The following is a 16,089-nucleotide window of genomic DNA, read 5'->3' as shown; positions in this document are numbered from 1 at the left end:
GCGTCTGCATAAAATGAAATTTTCATTTTGCGCTTTGACGAATGATTAATTTCACCGGTACTTCGCGGTGTCGCGAGGGCAGGCTGAACTTGGCGATCCTCGTGACCAGTAGATCCACCGCGTGATGGGCGAGCAGGGCGGTATTCTGCTGCACGGTGGTGAGCTGGTAGGGTTGCCAGTCGGCCTGGGGGATATCATCGAAGCCAACAATTGCTGGTAGGGGAGCGGAAGAGTTCTCTGCCCGCAGGCCATCCAGCGCGCCGAGCGCCAGCATGTCAGTGGCGCAAAATAGTGCCTGGAGCTGGGGATGTTCGGTGAGCAGCTGCCTGGCGGCGGCAAAGCCTGCCTGATAACCGCCGCTTTCGCAGAAATGCGCGGCAACGTCCATACCTTGAGTATGGGCGTCAAACGCTTCGTAGCGCTGCCGGGTGCTGAAGTTATCCAGACTTTCGCCAATAAAACCGGCCTGTTGCCACTGACGCTGGGTAAATAAATCGGCGACCAGTTTCGCTCCCTGGGCGTTATCGCTGCAAACGCGGTCGCAGCCGGTTAAGTCGGCGTGACGGTTGATAAGCGTCACCGGGATTTTTCGCTCCAGATACTCTTCCGCCAGCGACAGCGGCGGTGCCCCGGAGGTGATAATGACCCCTGCGACGTGGTAGCTCAGCAGCTGTTTAAGCGACGGAGCAAGCTGCTGCGGATCGTCGGCGTTCATCAGCAGCGGCATAAAGCCGTTGAGCGCCAGCTGGTGAACCAGCGGCGACAATAGCTTGCTGCGAAACGGATTATCAAATCCGGCGGTGACGATGCCGATAAAATTGCTGCTGCCGGTAATCATCGTGCGGGCGATGATATTGACCTGATAGCCGAGCGTTTCCGCAGCGGCGAGAACTTTCTGCCGGGTTTTATCCGCCACCGACGCGCCGGGCGTAAAGGTGCGGGAAACCGCCGAACGAGAGACGCCTGCGAGTCGGGCAACGTCCTCAGCCTTAATCCATTTTTTTTCGCTCATAGTGTCAGGATACGGGTTGTTCTCAGGGAGCCAATGCCGACTCTGGAGCCCATCGTCGGCATAGAAAAGTAGTAAGAAGGTACCACATAAATCCCCGGGCGAGCAGAGGGTTGGCGCTCTTTCCCTGTCAGCTTTTGATATATATTATTCCTAATCATTTATTTCACTAAGCATTGTAATAATATAGATATATGTGTGGCTAAAATAAAAATTCTTTATAAAACAAAAACTAAACTCTCTTTTTATAGCATATTCATGTGACGCATAAGTTATGCTATCTGCGTTATAGACAGCAATTATTTCCGCAAGCTAATTTCATCTGTATTACCAGGGCTGAATATAAATATTGTTCGATTTATAACTTGCGGAGTCAAACCTGTGGCAAGAAACCATTTTTTGCATATTTCCGGCGCGGCGATATTAACTATGCTGGCGTTGCCTTCTTTATCTACGGCCTATGCGGCCAATGTTAAAATCGTTATCAACCAGTCGCCATGGCTCGATGGCTTTAAAAAAACAGTCGAAAAATATAATCATGACACCGGAAATAACGTCAGCATTGATGCGGTACCCTACGGCGGATTACTCGATAAAATTCGCAGTTCGGTGCGGGCGAAGGAGGGTGTCTATGATATCACTATGATAGATATCAACTGGTTAGGAGAGTTCTACGGTGGCGGTTTTCTTACGCCGATTAAAAGCATTGAGGCCGATTATCGCCTGCCTGAGCAGGTACTGACATTTGGCGATGCGCTTTACTGGGACAATGCGCGCAAGGTTTTCAATAAACAATCCGGCGATCTCTATACCTTCCCGGTTACCGCGAATCCGCAGCTGTTTTATTATCGCAAAGATATTTACCAGAAGGCCGGGCTGACCCCGCCGAAAACGTGGGGAGAATTAACCGAAAACACCAAAAAACTGCATCAGCCGCCGCGCCAGAATGGTTTTTTGATTCGTGGTGGTCCGCAGGATATCGTTTTTGATATTTCACCCTTTCTGCTCTCTGCCGGTGGTGGGATATTTAAGGATCCGCGTGAAGGTGATTTTAATATTATCCTCAATAGCCCGGAAACGTTGCGTGGGCTTAAATACTATATCGCCATTGCCAAAGCGGGTTACAGCAATCCTGGCGCATTAACCCAGGGGGAGTTAATTCAGCTTTTCGCCACCGGGAAGGCCGCGCAGGCGAATATTGTGGCGGCGGCCCGGGGCCCGCTGAGCAATCCGGATAGCTCCATCGTTACGGACAAGTATGGCGTTACGGTTATTCCTCATCCCGCTGGAGCTAAGGGTGTTTATGCCGCAGGACACTGGGTTGGCGGTATCCCACAGAATATTCCGGCGGCAAACAAGCAGGCGGCGCTGGATTTCTTCAAATGGTATGAAGAACAGTCCAGTCAGGTTTATCTGTATGAATCTGGCGGTGTGCCGGTACGTTCTGACCTGGTGGGCGTTGCAAAAGACCCGCTCAACTTCTTACCTGCGCTGACGGAAGCGACCGCCGAGGCGCAGATTATTAGCCCGGTTAAGGAGTCCGCCCAGATCAACGCGCTGCTGGGGCTCCAGCTTTACAAAGCGCTAAGTGGTGAACAGTCGGCGGAGAAGGCGCTGAATACCGCCGCACATCAGGTGTATCAACTGCTGTCGGCGGCGGGTTATCAAACGCAGCTTCCGCCGGATCTGCCTGATGATGCCGCGAGCAAAGGATAATCGCCATGTCTGGACAACCGCTCTCCGTGCCCCGGTCCATAGCCCCTTCGCGGTATCAACGTCGTGACTGGTGGCCGTGGCTAGCATTGACGCCGCTGATTGTCATTATTGCCGCGTTGATGGTTACCCCAGTGATCCATCTTTTCAGCCTGATCACCCAGGAGGTGAGCTGGCAGGATGGACGCGCCGTCACCCGGTTTGTCGGACTGGATAATATTCGCGCTTTTCTCGCCAATCCCTACTACTGGCCGGGGCTGGTCAATACGCTGGCGTTTTCCGTTATTGCCGTGACGCTGCAAGTTGTTATCGGTTTTGCGCTGGCGCTGGCGGTTAACGATATGAAGAAAGAGCCGCGTTTACTGACTACCATCCTGCTGCTGCCGATTGTGATTTCTCCCATCGTAATCGGTGCGATGTGGCGGCTGATCCTCAACAACGACTCTGGGGTGCTTAACGTGGTGCTGAGTCAACTGGATATCGTACCGCCTGACTGGTTGGGAACACCATCGCTGGCGTTTCTATCGGTGATTGTGGTTGATGTCTGGCACTGGACGCCGTTTTCCTTCCTGCTGCTGCTTGCGGGCCTGAAGGCGCTGCCTCGCGAGGTGCTGGAGGCTGCCCAACTGGATGGTTGCAGCCGCTGGCAGCGCCTACGTTTCGTCATTTTACCCATGATGTGGCCAGCGTTATTGATAACCCTGATGCTGCGCATCATCTTCTCGTTCAAGGTCTTTGATGAAATCTATCTGCTCACCAAAGGGGGGCCAGGTACTGCCACCGAGATGGTCAGCTACTCCATTTATCGCGCCTTTTTTATTGAGGACCGTGAGGGGCTGGGGGCAGTGATGTCCCTGTTTACCTTCTTCATTATTGCTCTGCTGCTGGTGGTATTGATGAGCCTACGTAAGCGGAGGATAAGCTGATGCTGCTATCGCTACGCGGGCGCGCCCGGCTGTTTACGGCTGGTCGTGGCGCCGCAATCACGTTGTACGCCGTGCTGGTGCTGTTTCCTTTTATCTGGTTATTGAGCACCGCATTTAAAAAGCAAATCGATATTCTGCTCGCCCGTTTTGTGTTTACGCCGACGCTGAATACTTTGCGTGAGCTGTTATTCGACCCCGGCTCGATGTTTAGCGCTTATTTCGTCAACAGCGTGGTGATTACGCTGACCACGACCGCGATTATCGTCGCCGTGACGCTGTTTTCCGCCTACGCGCTGACCACCGTACGTAAGCTGCCTCCCGCGTTAGGGGCGGTTCTGCTTGGCTGGTGCCTGCTGTTCAACCTGTTGCCGGTGGTGACCTTTGTGGGTTCCTGGTTCAATCTTTTTCGCCAGTTGGGCCTCTACGACACGCGGATTGCCATCATTATCGCCAGCGTGGCCGCCTGGCTACCCATGGCGCTCTGGCTGGGCGTGACGTTTGCCCGCGAGATCCCCAAAGAGCTGCTGGATGCCGCCAGCGTTGACGGCTGTAGCCATTGGCAACGCTTTCGCTACGTTTTCGTACCGCTGATTAGATCCGGTATGACCGCAACGACGATTCTGGTGCTGCTGTTTGTGTGGAATGACTTTCCGATAGCGTTAATTCTCAGTTCGGAGCAGGCGCGAACTCTGCCCGTATACATCACTGCTTTTTCGCAAAATGAACAGATTCGCTATGCGGAAATGGCCTCTTCATCCCTGCTGGTTTCGATTCCGGTACTGCTGCTGCTCGTGGTGGGCCAGCGCTTTATCGTCAAAGGATTACTGTCCGGCGCGGTGAAGGCATGACATTAAAAAGGAAAATCCAATGAGCGCGGTTGCAATCGAGAGCGTCAATAAGAAATACGGCAACGTCACGGTCTTGCAGAATATCGATCTGCATATTGAAAAGCGGGAGTTTATTGTCCTCGTCGGGCCCTCCGGCTGCGGAAAATCCACACTATTACGGATGATCGCCGGGCTGGAGGAAGTTGAGAATGGGCGAATTTTGCTCCAGGGGAGCGATATCAATGAGATACCTGCCAGCGAGCGCGATATTGCCATGGTTTTCCAGAGCTATGCGCTTTATCCGCATATGAGCGTGGCGGAGAACATGGGCTTTTCGCTGAAGATCAAAGGGGTGAAAAAACAGGAAATTACCGGGCGGGTCAACGCTACTGCCGAAGCGCTACAGCTTACGCCGCTGCTGGCGCGTCACCCGCGCGAGCTCTCCGGCGGTCAGCGCCAGCGGGTGGCGATTGGTCGGGCGATGGTGCGCAACCCCGAGGTCTTTTTGTTCGATGAGCCGCTGTCGAACCTCGATGCCAAGCTGCGGGTGGATATGCGCCTTGAGATCAAAAAACTCCACCAACAGCTGGACGCCACGATGATCTACGTGACCCACGATCAGATAGAAGCGATGACCCTCGCCGATCGGATCGCCATTATGAATCAGGGGCGTATTGAACAAGTGGCGACCCCGTTGGAGCTGTACGACCAGCCGCGTAACCTGTTTGTCGCCTCATTTATTGGTTCGCCGGAGATCAACCGCGTAGCCGGTCGCATTTCTGACGATGGCGAAGGTTTTGTCAGCGATTCCGGTCTGCTTCTGCCGCTGGCGGATAACTTGGCGCATCTTGCCGGAAGGGCGCTGATTTACGCCATCCGACCGGAGCACTTTGTCCTCAATTCTGCTGATGGTCTGCCCGCTGAGGTTGACGTTACCGAGCCCACCGGTGTGGAAACCCTGATCAACGCCCGTCTGGGCGGCGAAACCCTGACTTGTACCTTCCGCCAGCGGCTTGAACTCCAGCCGGGCGATAGCATCCGTCTGCTGCCGGATGTTCGCCACATTCACCTGTTTGATGCCGAAAGCGGCGAAAGAATTCCCCTGACTAAGGAGCAATAATGCGTACCGTCTTCCTGCTGTTTGATTCACTAAACCGTCTGGCTCTGTCGCCTTACGGCGGCCAGCATGTGCCAACACCGAACTTTGATCGTCTGGCGAGGCACTCAGTGGCGTTCGATCGCCACTATGTCGGCAGCATGCCTTGTATGCCCGCCAGACGCGATATGCAGACCGGTCGCCTGAGTTTTTTGCACCGTAGTTGGGGGCCGCTAGAGCCCTTTGATAACTCTTTCCCTGAGCTGTTGTATCAGCAGGGGGTCTACAGCCATCTGATCACCGATCATAACCACTATTTCGAAGATGGCGGGGCGACCTATCATAACCGTTATGACTCGTTTGAGTTTATTCGCGGCCAGGAGGGCGACCCGTGGAAGGCGATGGTGCAGCCGCACTGGGAGCGCCTGCGGGAAAAATACCATCCCTCGCAGTTTTCAAACGGACGGCGGGATTTAAAAGCGCGCAATATCATCAACCGGGAGTATATCCGCGAAGAGAAAAACTTCCCCTCGGTGCAATGCTTTGCCCGTGGCCTGGAGTTTCTGGATACCAACCGCCATGCCGACAACTGGTTCCTACAAATTGAAACCTTCGATCCGCATGAGCCATTTACCGCCCCGGAGCGTTTTTATAATGTGATTAACACCGACTGGACCGGGCCGGTTCTTGACTGGCCGCGCTATGGTCGCGTCGATGAATTACCGGAAGAGGGCGAGGAACTTCGCGCCAATTACTATCGGCTAATTGCGCTGTGCGATTCGCTGCTTGGCGATGTGCTGGATTATTTTGATCAACACGACCTGTGGAAAGATACCGCACTGGTGCTCTCCACCGACCACGGTTTCCTGCTGGGCGAGCATGACTTTTGGGCGAAAAACCGCATGAATATGTACGAGGAGGTGGCGCATATTCCGCTGTTTATTCACCATCCTGAGTACGCGCACTTTGCCGGGCAGCGCAGGCAGGCTCTGACCCAGACGCCGGACCTTGCCGCCACCTTCCTTGATATTCACGGCGCGAAAAGGCCGGCGGAGATGCAAGGACACTCGCTGCTGCCGGTCGTGGCGCAAGATCGGGCGCTGCGGGAGGGCATTCTCTTTGGCTACTTCGGCGGTGCGGTCAACGTGACCGATGGCCGCTATACCTACCACCGCTACCCGGAAAACCTCAGCGAGCAGGAGATTTACCAGTACACGTTGATGCCAACGCATATCACCTCGCGTTTTAGCACCGAAGAGCTGGCGGATACCACGCTGGCTGCACCTTTCCCCTTCACCAAAGGCGTTCCACTGCTGAAAGTGCCGGTTATCGATACCTCGCCGATGTATAACAACTACGGCCCGGGGTCGCTCCTGGAAAAAGAGACCCGCCTGTACGACCTGGCTGAGGACCCGGGGCAGCTCGCCCCGCTGTACGACCCGGTGGTTGAGCAGCAGCTTAGCGAGTTAATGGGTGATCTGATGGCGAAAAATGATGCGCCGCCGGAAGCCTTTGAGCGGCTGGGGTTAGCGCCCCAGGATGTTTCTTCCGAGGTTTAACCCACGGAGCGACAGCCCGCAGACATGCGGGCCATAAACAGTAAGCGATAACCCATGAATCAGCCGAATATTTTATGGATATGTACCGACCAGCAGCGTTGGGATACGCTTTCCTGCCTCGGGACGCCCGGCGCACAGACGCCGCACATTGATAACCTTGCCGCTGCCGGAGTGCTGTTTGAACGCGCCTATGTGCAAAGTCCAATCTGTACCCCCAGCCGGGCATCTTTTCTGACCGGAATGTATCCGATTGCGCATCAAATACAGCGCAACGGCAACCGCCGCTTTCCCGAGCACCTGCATCTGTTGCCTCGTTCATTTCAGCAGGCGGGATATCGCACCGGGCTGATTGGTAAGTTGCATCTTTCCGCCAGCCAGCACGGCGTAGAGCAGCGCCCCGACGATGGTTACGATGAGTTTTACTGGAGTCAGCATCCGCACCCGGACTGGCCGGAGGGCCACGATTATCAGACGTGGTTGGAAGAGAAAGGCGTCGACCCGCAGGCGCTATACGCCCACGCGCAGGGCGCGATTTATCCGGGAGTTGAGGCGGAATTTCACCAGACCACCTGGGCGACAGAGCGGGCGCGAGAATTTATCTCCCGCCATCGGCAGTCGCCGTGGTTCCTCAGCATTAACCTCTACGATCCGCATCCGCCGTTTGACCCATCGCAGGCGTATTTGCAGCGTATTGATGCGGATGCCATTCGCCCACCGCTGTTTGCCGAAAGCGATCTGGCCCATCAGGCGCGCTTTACGCGGGTCGACCAGCAGACCAAAAAGGCTGTCAATCCGAATGTGGCGGTAGAGGGTGAAAGCCTGCAAGGCAGCCATGACACGCCGCCGGAATCCTGGGATGCGAAGGCCATTCGCGCGGCCTATTTCGCCATGATAGCTCAGATAGACGATTTGGTCGGCAGCCTGACCTCGCTGCTTGATGAGAGCGGGCAGCGGCAGAATACGCTGGTTATCTTTATGAGCGATCACGGAGAGATGCTGGGCGATCACGGCCTACTCTACAAAGGCTGCCGCTTTTATGAAGGGCTGGTGCACGTGCCACTGATCGTTTCGTGGCCGCAGCGTTTCGCGCCGCAGAGGCGCTCGGATGCCTTAGTCGAACTGGTAGACATTCCAGCGACGCTGCTGGAGAGCGCGGGGCTACCGGTGCCCGCGCAGAACCAGGGACTGTCACTGTACGCTTTGCTCAACGGCGACAGCGCGCTGCATCAGCATAAGCCCTATGTGCTGAGCGAATATTTTGACGCGCTTGGCTTTCCCGGCAGCATCGGTTCGCGCGGCAGTATGTATTTTGATGGCCGCTATAAACTGATTGTTTATCACGATGCTGAAGAGGGGGAGCTGTTTGATTTAGATAACGACCCGCATGAATTTCATGACCACTGGCACGACCCGCAGTTTAAGCCGCTCAAGGCGCAGCTTATCCAGCAGCATTTTTCCGCCATCATGAAGGTGAGCGGCGCAGGGCCGGAGCGCATCAGTGATTTTTAGCCCGGCAGATTAACCCGCCGGGTGTTTAACACATCAGTTTGGATAGCAAATCTGTTCCGGCTGGCGCTGCAAAATGATGTTGCCATGGCGAATGGAGGTCAGCACTTTGGCCTGGCGGCGCACGGCTTCATAGTCGTTTTCTGCATCAAGGATCAGCAGGTTCGCCGGACGTCCTTCGACAATACCGTAGTTATCGCCCAGGCACAGCGCCCGGGCGCTGTTATCGGTAATGAGATCGAGGCAGCGCTGCAAATCTTCATACCCCAGCATATGGCAGATGTGCAGCCCGGCGTCGAGGATGCGCATGATATTGCCGTTGCCCAGCGGATACCACGGATCCTGAATGGAGTCCTGAGCAAAGCAGACGTTGATCCCGGCGCGGTCCAGCTCCGCCACCCGCGTCACGCCACGCCGTTTCGGCCAGGTGTCGAAGCGCCCCTGCAGGTGAATGCTTTCGGTCGGGCAGGAGATAAAGCTGATCCCCGAGGCTTTTAGCAGGCGGAACAGCTTCGAACAGTAGGCGTTATCGTAAGAGCCCATCGCGCAGGTATGACTAGCTGTCACCTGCGCGCCCATGCCGCGAACCCGGGCTTCTTCCGCCAGCACTTCCAGGAAGCGCGACTGCGGGTCATCGATTTCATCGCAGTGCACGTCCACCAGGCAGCCGTGGCGCTGGGCCAGATCCATCAAAAACATCACTGAGCTAACGCCCTTGTCGCGGGTATTTTCGTAGTGCGGAATGCCGCCTACCACGTCAGCTCCCATCTCGATAGCGCGGGTCATCAGCTCGCGCCCGCCGGGGAAGGATTCGATGCCCTCCTGCGGGAAGGCGACGATTTGCAGGTCGATAAGATGGGCCGCCTCTTTTTTCACCCTCAGCATGGCTTCCAGCGCGGTCAGGGAGGGGTCGGTGACATCAATATGAGTACGTACGTGCTGTACGCCGTTATCGCGCAGCATACCGATCGTTTTCAGCGCGCGTTGGCGCGTATCTTCAACCGTGACGCTCTCTTTACGCTGGCTCCAGCGGGCGATGCCCTCAAACAGCGTGCCGCTCATATTCCACTCCGGTTCGCCCGCCGTCAGGGTGGCGTCGAGGTGGATATGCGGTTCGACGAACGGCGGGATCACCAGCTTTTGCTGCGCGTCGATATCGTTGGCGTCAACCGCCTGCGCTGCGGCCTGCGCGGTGATGCTTTTAATCAAACCGTCCTGGAGATCGAGGGTATAGAGCGCTTCTTTATGGCGCAGGCGCGCGTTGATAATTTTCATGGTTGTTCCCGTAAATGGTTTTGCGACATACGCCAGATAGCCAGGGCGACCGAGGCGTTGAGATGAAACTGCGGATGGCTGACCGGATAGCCAGTCAGCTTTTCGATTCGTTGGATGCGCTGATGCAGCGTGTTGCGGTGAATCCCCAACCGCTCGGCGGCCCTGACCACGTTGCCGCTCTCCTGGAGCAGCGTTTCCAGCGTCTCCATTAACAGCCACGGGCTTTTGCGATCGGGTTCGATCAGGCAGCCGAGGATGTCATGCATAAAGTCGGTTAGCAGGGTGGGGTCGCCGACGGCGGAAAGCAGTTTGATAAAGCCCAGTTGCTGGTAGTCGCTGATGCGTTGGGCCGGGCGCAAAGTATCGCTAAGATCCAGCGCCTGACGCGCCTGCGACAGCGCGCGTGGATAGCCCTGCAGCTGCTGCACCGGTGCGGAAAGGCCACACAGCAGCGATAACTTATCATCGCTTTCCGCCAGCGCCAGCAACCACTGCTCCAACCACTTTTTCTGTTGATAAAACTCGCCTTCCTCGTCCGGGATCAGAAAGAGAAACATATTGCTGCGCTCGACCAGCGGAAAAGGGTTGCCCTGCTGATTGAGCTGCTGCTGCAAGCGCTGGCGCACGGTGCGGCGGGCCTGCTGGAGCCAGGCTTCGGCTTGCTCGGGCGGAAACTGGCGAAACAGGCGCGCTATCCCCTCAAGGCGCAGCGCCGCTACCCGCAGCGGGCGGGTAAAATCCAGCTGCTGGTGGAGCGCGCGCTGGTGCAGGATTTGCAGGTCGGGATAATCGCCGGTTAGCAGCTGCAGTAGAATGTCGCGCTGTGATTGCAGGGCATTCTCGCTGCGTACCAGCGCGGTGCCGATGCGCTCGGTCACAATCACCATCTTCAGCAGATAGGGCTGCTCAATCAGCGGAATGCCCAGCTCGTCGGCCAGCGCGATCAGTCGCGGCGGGATCGTGTGGATATAAGCGTCGCCGGTCAGGATCACCATTCCGGCGATCCCGCGCTGCTTGCCCTCCATCAGCAAATGAATCAGGTTGTTTTCATCGCGGGGATGGTTGATCCCGGTGATAAACACCAGTTCCCCGCCCATGATCCACTCGGCGATATTTTCATTTTCCGCCACGTAGTACCAGCGAACCGCCAGCTGGAGGCCCTGTTTACCCGCGCGCAGGCGCATGGCGGAGAGCCCGTCCAGCGCGAGGATTTCATTGACCGTCAGACTCATGGTTACTGTTCCGCAACTGAGTCAGCGGCGGGCTGGCGTTTGCTCAGGCGGGTCAGAGCGATGTAGACCAGCGCGGAGACGGAAATCCCCACCAGCGGCGCGATCCACGGCGACAGGTAAGCCACCACCGCGCCGACGGCGTAGGCACTGAGCCCCAACCAGTTAAAGCGCGGTAAACGGGCGGTTTGCAGCAGCGGATAGCGCCCGCCGCGATAGAACCAATAGTCGGCGAGGATAACGCCGCCGATGGGCGGGATGATACTACCGAGCAGCACCAGGAACGGGATCAGCATTTCGTACATCCCGCCAATGGCCAGCAGAATGCCGACGCCAGCGGCGACCACGGTCAGGGTACGGCGGCGTTCGCTGCGCAGCAGATGGCAGGCGGCAGCCGAGACGTTATAGATAGTCGGCCCCTGAATCGTCAGCAGGTTGAGGCACAGCATCACCACCGCGGCGACGGACAGCCCCTGCAAAATCAGCACTTCTACAATGTCGGCCTGCTGGTAGACGATAGCGCACCACGCCCCGGCAACAATCATCAACCCGTTGCCGACGAGGAAGCTACTCATACTGGCGACGATAGCGGTGCGGCTGGAGTTGGCCAGTCTAGTCCAGTTCGTCGCCTGGGTTGCGCCGCTGGCGAAGGTGCCGAACACCATGGTGATCGCCGCCGACCAGGTCATGGTTTCGCCCGGTTCGATTTTGGTCATCGCCTGCCAGCCGCCGGCGTGATGGGCGGCTAGATACATAGAAACGACCAGCAGAATAAACATCAGCGGCACCGACACGCGCGATAGCGCATCCAGCCCCTTATAGCCCACCAGCGCGGTCACGCAGAACAGGATCCCAAACAGGATCATCAGCGGAATGGTCATCGCCTCGGGCAGGGCGAGGATTTTGACCAGCGAGATGGCGACCGTCGCGGTACCCCAGGCGTACCAGCCCAGCTCGGCGAAACCGAGAATAAAATCGGCGAGCTTGCTGCCGATTTCCCCGAAGCAAAAGCGCCCCATCAGCACGGTATTCAGCCCGCTGCGCGCAGCAATCCAACCGAGCGACGCGGCGTATAGCGCCAGCAGAAAGTTACCGATAACCGCAATCCATAGCAGGTTCACAATAGAAAAAGAGACGCCAAGCTTGCCGCCCGCGAACATCGTGCCGGTAAAAAAGGTAAAACTGAACAGGACCATGGAGATCGAAAATACGCCTTTGCGCCCTGAGGCAGGCGCTTCGACGAGCGGAAAATCATTGCTGTTTGACATTGTGGAACCTCTAAGTGGCTATCCGAATGGCGATGCCAGAGGGGTAGCAAGAGATATGCCAACAAAATCGGGGCAGGGATAACACTGATATATGGGCACTATGCACATAAAATGGCGTTATTTAGCCGATGTTTGCCATAAATGTGTGCACTGTGACATGTTTTGCACCGCCGTGGAGCAGTGGGGTTGAGCTATTGCGCGCATTCCTGTCGGGTGGCGGCTGGCGCCTTACCCGACCTACAGGGAGGGCTGAATCGACAAATGATGCCAATTTTGCGTCGTTTCCTGGCGGAACGATCGCCTATTTTTTGGGGAGCGTGCAGTTGGTAATGTTGGCATCATGAATACATTCAATTTCTTTATTGTTAAAAAAGTAATTTCATATGCAATTCCATTATAACCATTATTAATGTAAGTCTTTTCTGAAATATTGTTCACTTGAGCGGGCGGTGTTAGTATCGGGTGAATAGCCATTTAGACGGCTAAATATAACATCGCTAAACTAAGGAACTGCTATGTGGCAAGAAAGACTCGCGCAACTGGTCACCACCTGTCATTGGATCGGCGCGAAAGGCTGGGCTCCGGCCACCGGCGGCAATATGTCGGTGCGTCAGGACGAGACCTGGTGCTGGCTCAGCGAGTCGGGACGCGATAAAGGCAGCCTGACGACGGAAGATTTTCTCCAGGTTGAGATCGCCAGCAATAAAGCGCCTTCCGGGCGTAAACCTTCCGCCGAAACCGGCCTGCATACCCTGGTGTATCGCCTGTTCCCGGAGGCCAACTTTGTGCTGCACGTGCATACCGTCAACGCCACCGTGCTGTCGCGCATTGAAAAAAGCGACACCCTGGCGCTGCAGGGTTATGAGATGCAGAAAACCCTGACCGGTCAGCATAGCCACCTTGATACCGTGCCGGTGGCGATTTTCGATAACGACCAGGATATCGACGCCCTGGCGGCGCGCATTGAAGACTATGCGCAGACCAACCCGCTGCGCTATGGCTTCCTGCTGCGCGGCCACGGCCTGACCTGCTGGGGCAAAGACATTAACGAGGCCCGTCGTCAGCTGGAAGGACTGGAGTTTCTGTTCGAGTGCGAGCTGATGCGTCGCCGCTACGAGCGCGACTAAATTTCTCTCCACTAACGGGTCAGGCATGGATTTTTATCTAGGAATCGATATCGGCACCTCGCGGGTCAAAGCGGTGCTGTTTGATGAACATTTTCAGGCATGCGCCAGCGCGGCGCAGAATACCGGCCCGCGCCTGTCGGCTAACGGTTATGCCGAACAGGATATGGCCCAGCTGTGGCAGTCGGTGGTGGTGATTCTGCGCGAGATTGCTCATCATCCGGCGCTGCAAAAAGGGCGTTTACGCGCAATAGGCCTTGCCGGACAGGGCGAAGGCGTTTGGCTTAGCGACGCCGAGGGCGAACCGGTTGGGCCGGGTATCCTGTGGAGCGATACCCGCAGCCGCGAGCTGATGAGCGAACTGCTCAACCGCCCCGGTTTTGACCGCCGTTTCTTTGACGATACCGGCACCCATCTGCAACCCTGCAACACCAGCATGCAGTTATGCTGGCTCAAACATCATCAGCCCGAGCGGCTGGCGGCGGCCCGCTATCTATTTTTCGCTAAGGACTGGATCCGCTTTCGCCTCACCGGCGTTGCGGCGCTGGATCTCACCGATGCCAGTACCTCTTTGCTTAACCAGCAGAGCGGAACATTATCCGGGGTCGTGCTCAATGAGATGGGGCTGGCGGATTTAGCCCATCTGTTCCCGCCGCTGCTGGCATCGGATGCGCAGGCAGGTACGCTGCGCGAAGAGGTCGCGGCGCTGACCGGGCTTCCCGTTGCGACTCCGGTGGCGGCTGGCGCGCTCGATGTGTGCAGCGCGGCGCTGGGCTGCGGCGCGGTGAACGACGGCGACATCTATACCATTCTCGGCACCACCTGCTGCACCGGCATCGTCTGCCATGGTCGTCAAACGGTCAACGAGGGGACGCGCTATGTCACCCACACCGAGGCAGGCAGCTTTATTAACCTTTTTCCGATGCAGGCCGGAACGCCAAATATCGACTGGCTCCAGCAGCAGATTTCGCTGAATCCCGATTTACAGCAGCTGGAACAGAGCATCGCCAGCGTTGAGCCGGGCAGCGGCGGCGTCTTCTGGCAGCCCTATCTCAACGGCGAACGCGCGCCGTTCTTTAGTCCCGAAGCGCGGGCCGGGTATTTTGGCATTAGCCAACACACCACTCGCGCGCAGCTACAGCGGGCGGTGTTTGAAGGGCTGGCTTACGCCATCGTCGACTCGCTTAAGGGTTATCCGCAGGGCGGTGAGCTGTACCTGACCGGCGGCGGGGCGGCGTCAGCGACCTGGCTGCAAATTATTGCCGACTGCACCGGCAGAACGGTGGTTTCCAGTACTTTTAACGAGCTTAGCGCGCGCGGAGCGGCGATTCTGGCGGTGCGCAGCGTCGATGCGCTGACCCGCTACCCCGCGCTTGAGCAGACTCGTTATCAACCTAATCCGCAAGCGCATAGCCGTTATGCCGCTCTGTATCCGGTTTATCGCCTGCTGCGCGAGCAGATGCTCCCGGTCTGGCAGGCCCGCCACGAGGCGCTTCAACGTATTTCTCAGGAACAACGCATATGAAAATTGTTTTTACCGCCGAACACGCCGGCGACCTCAGTGCATTTCAGCAACTGGGTGAACTGCAGGTGGAAGGTTGGGCGCTGGGTAAACCGAAGCTGAGCGCTGGCCAACTGATTGAGCTGGCTCACGACGCAGATGTACTGGTGACCAGCTACGATGATGTGACGGAAGAGGTGATTGCCGCCTGCCCGCGTCTGCAGGTTATCGCCTGCACCCGCGCCAACCCGGTGAATATTGATACCAAAGCCGCGCAGGCACGCGATATCCGCGTACTCTATACGCCGGGCCGCAACGCGGACGCCGCCGCCGAGCTGACGCTGGGGCTGATGCTGAGCCTGGCGCGACATATTCCGCAATCGCACGCGGCGCTGAAACGCGGTGAATTCACCAACGCCGAGAACGCCGCCCAGACCACCCAGAGCGGGCTGCGCCGCGATGTGGTGTGGGACGTCAGCCCGGAAAGTCCTTATGAAGTGTTTAAAGGCAGCGAGCTGCGCAATAAAACCCTGGGGCTGATCGGCTATGGCAATATTGGCCGCCGCGTGGCGCGTATCGCCCGCGCCTTTGGCATGGCGGTGCTGGTGGTGGACCCGTTTGTCGCCGCCGAGGATATCAACGAGCCGGGGCTACAGAAAACGACGCTTGAGGGTCTGTTCCGTGAGGCGGATATTGTCAGCCTGCATCTGAGCAGCGGCCCGCACAGCGATGGCCTGGTGAACGCGCAGTTGTTGAATAGCATGAAGCCGGGGGCGCTGCTGATTAACACCTCTCGCGCCGCGGTGGTGGATGAAGAAGCGTTAATTAACGCGCTGCGCCACGGCCCGCTGGGCGGCGCGGCGTTGGATGTTTATCATCGCGAGCCGCTGTGGCGCGACCATCCGTTTGTCACCGAGTTTGGTAACGTGATTATCACCCCGCATATCGCCGGGGCGACGAGAGAAAGCATCGCTAAACATACGGCGATGATTGCTGCCGACCTCCAGCGCTATGTTGCCGGGGAGCCGCTGCTCTATCAGTGGCGTTAAGCCTTTT

Annotated in this window: 13 protein-coding genes; 9 read left to right on the top strand and 4 right to left on the bottom strand. The window is 57.0% G+C overall.

The window, feature by feature from the left end:
- Window positions 1-22 precede the first annotated feature (22 nt).
- Window positions 23-1,012 (bottom strand): LacI family DNA-binding transcriptional regulator, encoded by a 990-nt coding sequence (locus AC07P6_RS22055; protein ID WP_478314663.1) that lies wholly within the window; start codon window positions 1,010-1,012, stop codon window positions 23-25.
- Window positions 1,013-1,390: 378 nt separating this feature from the next.
- On the opposite strand from AC07P6_RS22055, the gene AC07P6_RS22050 reads away from it, so the two are divergent.
- The 6 genes from AC07P6_RS22050 to AC07P6_RS22025 are packed head-to-tail and all read left to right on the top strand — an operon-like array spanning window position 1,391 to window position 8,639.
- Window positions 1,391-2,725, top strand: coding sequence for an extracellular solute-binding protein (locus AC07P6_RS22050; protein ID WP_478314661.1), 1,335 nt, complete (start codon window positions 1,391-1,393; stop codon window positions 2,723-2,725).
- Between the two features lie 5 nt (window positions 2,726-2,730).
- A complete protein-coding gene (locus tag AC07P6_RS22045; protein WP_182236984.1) occupies window positions 2,731-3,648 on the top strand; it encodes a carbohydrate ABC transporter permease in 918 nt (305 codons plus the stop codon).
- The gene (locus AC07P6_RS22040) at window positions 3,648-4,496 is read left to right on the top strand and encodes a carbohydrate ABC transporter permease (protein WP_110273298.1); all 849 of its coding nucleotides are present in this window, start codon (window positions 3,648-3,650) and stop codon (window positions 4,494-4,496) included. Before AC07P6_RS22045 ends, AC07P6_RS22040 begins: the two co-directional genes overlap by 1 nt.
- A 19-nt stretch (window positions 4,497-4,515) precedes the next feature.
- Window positions 4,516-5,595 (top strand): ABC transporter ATP-binding protein, encoded by a 1,080-nt coding sequence (locus tag AC07P6_RS22035; protein ID WP_478314658.1) that lies wholly within the window; start codon window positions 4,516-4,518, stop codon window positions 5,593-5,595.
- Window positions 5,595-7,130, top strand: a complete 1,536-nt coding sequence (locus AC07P6_RS22030) for a sulfatase (RefSeq protein WP_478314656.1) — start codon at window positions 5,595-5,597, stop codon at window positions 7,128-7,130. The genes AC07P6_RS22035 and AC07P6_RS22030 overlap by 1 nt, the downstream gene beginning before the upstream one ends.
- Window positions 7,131-7,184: 54 nt before the next feature.
- On the top strand, window positions 7,185-8,639 hold the full coding sequence (locus AC07P6_RS22025; RefSeq protein ID WP_478314654.1) for a sulfatase family protein: 1,455 nt from the start codon (window positions 7,185-7,187) through the stop codon (window positions 8,637-8,639).
- A gap of 33 nt (window positions 8,640-8,672) precedes the next feature.
- On the opposite strand, the gene codA is transcribed toward AC07P6_RS22025, so the two are convergent.
- The 3 genes from codA to codB are packed head-to-tail and all read right to left on the bottom strand — an operon-like array spanning window position 8,673 to window position 12,408.
- A complete protein-coding gene (codA, locus tag AC07P6_RS22020) occupies window positions 8,673-9,911 on the bottom strand; it encodes a cytosine deaminase (RefSeq protein ID WP_478314653.1) in 1,239 nt (412 codons plus the stop codon).
- Window positions 9,908-11,143: a PucR family transcriptional regulator gene (locus tag AC07P6_RS22015; protein WP_478314651.1), complete on the bottom strand. Its 1,236-nt coding sequence runs from the start codon at window positions 11,141-11,143 to the stop codon at window positions 9,908-9,910. The genes codA and AC07P6_RS22015 overlap by 4 nt, the downstream gene beginning before the upstream one ends.
- Window positions 11,144-11,145: 2 nt before the next feature.
- Window positions 11,146-12,408, bottom strand: a complete 1,263-nt coding sequence (gene codB / locus AC07P6_RS22010) for a cytosine permease (RefSeq protein ID WP_182236978.1) — start codon at window positions 12,406-12,408, stop codon at window positions 11,146-11,148.
- 515 nt (window positions 12,409-12,923) lie between these two features.
- On the opposite strand from codB, the gene AC07P6_RS22005 reads away from it, so the two are divergent.
- The 3 genes from AC07P6_RS22005 to AC07P6_RS21995 are packed head-to-tail and all read left to right on the top strand — an operon-like array spanning window position 12,924 to window position 16,082.
- The gene (locus AC07P6_RS22005; RefSeq protein ID WP_139538632.1) at window positions 12,924-13,535 is read left to right on the top strand and encodes a methylthioribulose 1-phosphate dehydratase; all 612 of its coding nucleotides are present in this window, start codon (window positions 12,924-12,926) and stop codon (window positions 13,533-13,535) included.
- 25 nt (window positions 13,536-13,560) lie between these two features.
- Entirely contained in the window at window positions 13,561-15,057 is a 1,497-nt protein-coding gene (locus AC07P6_RS22000; RefSeq protein ID WP_478314649.1) for an FGGY-family carbohydrate kinase, read from the top strand.
- On the top strand, window positions 15,054-16,082 hold the full coding sequence (locus tag AC07P6_RS21995) for a 2-hydroxyacid dehydrogenase (protein ID WP_478314647.1): 1,029 nt from the start codon (window positions 15,054-15,056) through the stop codon (window positions 16,080-16,082). The genes AC07P6_RS22000 and AC07P6_RS21995 overlap by 4 nt, the downstream gene beginning before the upstream one ends.
- Window positions 16,083-16,089 lie beyond the last annotated feature (7 nt).

Source organism: Klebsiella sp. GFKo11, assembly GCF_056490265.1.
The sequence above is the reverse complement of the archived record's forward strand: the minus strand, read 5'-3'. Positions and strand labels throughout refer to the sequence as shown.